General features: G+C 68.8%; 4 protein-coding genes and 1 pseudogene. 2 read left to right on the top strand and 3 right to left on the bottom strand.

The genetic code is table 11. From position 1 onward, the window contains the following. On the top strand, positions 1–396 hold a 396-nt coding region (locus D183_RS0113105; RefSeq protein ID WP_017909399.1), incomplete at its 5' end, for a DUF3426 domain-containing protein. Positions 397–512: 116 nt separating this feature from the next. After that, complete coding sequence (gene fis, locus D183_RS0113100; RefSeq protein ID WP_010343856.1) at positions 513–785, top strand: DNA-binding transcriptional regulator Fis; 273 nt, start codon at positions 513–515, stop codon at positions 783–785. A gap of 456 nt (positions 786–1,241) precedes the next feature. On the opposite strand, the gene D183_RS0113095 is transcribed toward fis, so the two are convergent. The 3 genes and pseudogenes from D183_RS0113095 to D183_RS0113085 form a co-directional block, all read right to left on the bottom strand. Beyond that, positions 1,242–2,216 (bottom strand): phosphatidate cytidylyltransferase, encoded by a 975-nt coding sequence (locus D183_RS0113095; RefSeq protein WP_017909398.1) that lies wholly within the window; start codon positions 2,214–2,216, stop codon positions 1,242–1,244. Continuing rightward, the gene (locus D183_RS0113090) at positions 2,213–2,845 is read right to left on the bottom strand and encodes a lysophospholipid acyltransferase family protein (RefSeq protein ID WP_017909397.1); all 633 of its coding nucleotides are present in this window, start codon (positions 2,843–2,845) and stop codon (positions 2,213–2,215) included. The genes D183_RS0113095 and D183_RS0113090 overlap by 4 nt, the downstream gene beginning before the upstream one ends. Next, a pseudogene (locus D183_RS0113085) lies at positions 2,842–3,267 on the bottom strand (CDP-alcohol phosphatidyltransferase family protein); the annotation flags it as partial. The pseudogene D183_RS0113085 and the gene D183_RS0113090, both read right to left, overlap by 4 nt.

Here is a 3,267-nt window from a genome sequence, read left to right as displayed (position 1 = left end):
TATCGCCAGCGCCTGGGCGCCGACCCGCGCTGGCGGCCGTGGGTGGCCGGGGTCTGCCAGGTCCTGCGCTGCAGCGTGCCGGCCTGGCGCGAGCCGGCCGCCTTCACCATGCTCAGCCGCGAGGTGCGGCCGCTGCCCGGCCATGCCGGCACCTTGCAGGTGCAGGCGACCTTCCGCAACGACGCGCGCTGGGCGCAGGCCTGGCCGCTGCTGCAACTGTCGCTGGCCGACGCCGACGGCCGCACCATCGGCAGCCGCGTGCTGCGCCCGCAGGAGTACCTGGGGCGCGCACGGCCGGACAGCGCCACACTGGCGCCGGGACAGAGCGCACAGATCGCGTTCCAGGTGCGCGAACCGGCCGCCGAGACGGCGGCATTCAGTTTCGATTTCCACTGAGAACGCTGCGTTCGGGCACTGCGCCATGGCAGCGGCGCAGGCCACGCGCTAGACTCGTCCCCCCGCGCCGGCCCTCCTGCCGTCCGGCGCCGCTGTCATCCGGGGATCCGTCGAACTTGAACGCCGCCACCACTCGTCCTGACTCCAGTCGCGGCGCGCCGAAGCCGCCGCTGCGCGAACACGTGGCGCAATCGGTCCGCCGCTACCTGCGCGACCTCGACGGCTGCGACGCCGACGACGTGTACGAGATCGTGCTGCGCGAGATGGAGATCCCGTTGTTCGTGGAAGTGCTCAACCATTGCGAAGGCAACCAGAGCCGCGCCGCCGCGCTGCTGGGCATCCACCGCGCCACCCTGCGCAAGAAGCTCAAGGAATACGGCCTGGCCTGAGAGAGGCTGGGAATCGGGAATCGGGAATCGGGAATCGGGAATCGGGAATCCAGCGTGCTGCCCTGCATGACTTGACTGTCAAGCAATCCGACACACATCGCGACCCAGCGTGTAGCGCCTGCACATCGCCCTCATAGGTGCGGCTTCAGCCGCGACGCCTGAAATTCACCAGGCGACCAAGCGCATTATCGCGGCGAAGAGAACACCGAACGCCGAACGCGTCGCCTCGCCATTGTGGGAGGGGCTTCAGCCCCGACGCGACATCGTCCGAAGATGCGGGTGCGGAAGCCATGCTGTCCTCCTGCGCGATCAGCCGCTATGCGCTCTCGGTAAAGCATCGCGGCTGAAACCACTCCTACGCCCGCATAGATGCACACGCACAGCGCGCGCCACCCCAGCGAATCCCCGCTTTCAACAGCCGCAGGCTGGTCATCCCACCATCCCCACTCCCCGCCCTCACACCCACCCATAGCGGATCAGGTGGAAGAACACCGGCGCCGCAAAACACACCGAGTCCAATCGATCGAGCACGCCACCGTGGCCTTCGATCATGTGGCCCCAGTCCTTGATGCCGCGGTCGCGCTTGATCGCCGACATCACCAGGCCGCCGAAGAAGCCCATCAGGTTGGCGACCAGCGCCAGCGCGAACGCCTGCAGCGGCGAGAACGGGGTGATCCACCACAGCGCCGCGCCGAGCAGGCTGGCCGAGAGGATGCCGCCGACGAAACCTTCCACGGTCTTGGACGGCGACAGCTTGGGCGCGATCAGGTGCCGGCCCAGCAGCTTGCCCCACACGTACTGCAGCACGTCCGAGGACTGCACCACGATCACCAGGAACGCGAACAGCAGCAGGTTGCGGTCCTCGTAGCCGGGAATGCGCAAGTTGAGCAGCGCCGGCACGTGCGAGATGCAGAACACGCTGATCATCAGCCCCCACTGCACCTTGGCGGTGCGCTCCAGGTAGCGCGTGGTGTCGCCGCCGATGGTGGACAGGATCGGCAGCACCAGGAACGCGTAGACCGGGATCAGCAGCGTGTACAGGCCGTACCAGTCGCTCCACACCAGCCAGTACTGCCACGGCAGCACCACGTAGAACGCGGCCAGCAGCGCGTAGTAGTCGCCGCGCCGGGTGGGAGTGAGGGTGATGAACTCGCGCAGCGCGAACAGCGACACCAGCGCGAACAGCACGATCACGCCGAGCCGCCCGAAGGCGAACGCCAGCGCCACCACCGTCGCCATCACCCACCAGGCGCGGATCCGCGCCACCAGGTTGTCCAGCACCGCACTGGGCCGTTCGCGCGCCCGCCAGCGCAGGGTCTCGGCGATCAGCGTGGCCACCACCAGCACCGTGGCGATGCCCAGGAACAGCCATACCGTCTGTTGCCGCAGCGAGGATTGCTGCAGGTGTTCGCTCAGCGCGATCGGATTCATCGGGCGGCCTCCGCCTGCTCCGGCGCCAACGCCAACAAGGCCGCGCGCGCGCGATCGAGGAAGGCCTGCTTGTCCTCGCCGGCGCCCAGCCGCAGCGGTTCGCCGAAGGTGGTGGTGCACAGCAACGGCAACGGCAGCCACTTGCCCTTGGGCATCACCCGCTTGAGGTTGTCGATCCACACCGGCACGAACTCCAGTTCCGGACGCTGCCGCGCCAGGTGATAGAGACCGCTCTTGAACGGCAGCAGCCCCTCCTCGGTATTGCGCGTGCCTTCCGGAAACAGGATCAGCGAGCCGCCGCCGTCGACCGCCTCGCACAGGCAGGCGATCGGATCGCGCTGGCGCTGCTGCGGATCGCGCTCGATCAGCACGCCATTGAACACCGCGTGGATCAGGTAGCGGCGCAGCGCATCGCGCTGCCAATAGTCGGCCGCCGCCACCGGCCGCACCTCGCGTCGCAGCGCTGCCGGCAACGACGACCAGATCAGCACGAAATCGCCGTGGCTGGCGTGGTTGCCGTAGTACACGCGGCGCTCGCTGGACGGCATGCAGCCGCGCCACAGCGCACGTGCGCCGGTGAGCAGACGGATCGCGGCACTGCAGCCGCGGGCGATCAGACGGGCGATCATTTCCACTCCAGTTCGCGCACGATGGCGCGCACGCGAATCACGATGGTCAGGGCGGCGGCGGCGATCAGCAGCGCCAGCGCCACGGCAAGCAGCATGTAGGCCAGTGTGGCGTGTTGCAGCAGCAATGCAGCGGCGGCGGCCAACGCGGCCAGCGACAGCCAATGCATGCGCTGCACGCGCGCCATCGGCCCCTGCAACGGTTCGCGCACCGCGCAGGCCAGGCCGAGCATGCGCACGTAGGCGGTGCCCACGCACACCAGCGCAGCGGCCCAACCCAGTTCCGCGCCGACGCCCAGCACCGGCTGCAGGCCATAGCCCACGCCCAGGCACACCGCCACGTCCGACAACCGGTCCGGCGCCTCGTTGTACACCGCACCGGCACGGCCGATCATCTGCGCCTGCTGCGCCAGCAGCCCGTCCAG

The organism is Xanthomonas sp. SHU 199 (assembly GCF_000364665.1).
GTDB classification, from domain to species: Bacteria; Pseudomonadota; Gammaproteobacteria; order Xanthomonadales; family Xanthomonadaceae; genus Xanthomonas_A; species Xanthomonas_A sontii.
The sequence above is the reverse complement of the archived record's forward strand: the minus strand, read 5'-3'. Positions and strand labels throughout refer to the sequence as shown.

Bases quoted from the DNA above. Each gene is read 5' to 3' on its own strand.
- D183_RS0113090 (WP_017909397.1), bottom strand. From the start codon at position 2,845: ATGATCGCCCGTCTGATCGCCCGCGGCTGCAGTGCCGCGATCCGTCTG.
- D183_RS0113095 (WP_017909398.1), bottom strand. From the start codon at position 2,216: ATGAATCCGATCGCGCTGAGCGAACACCTGCAGCAATCCTCGCTGCGG.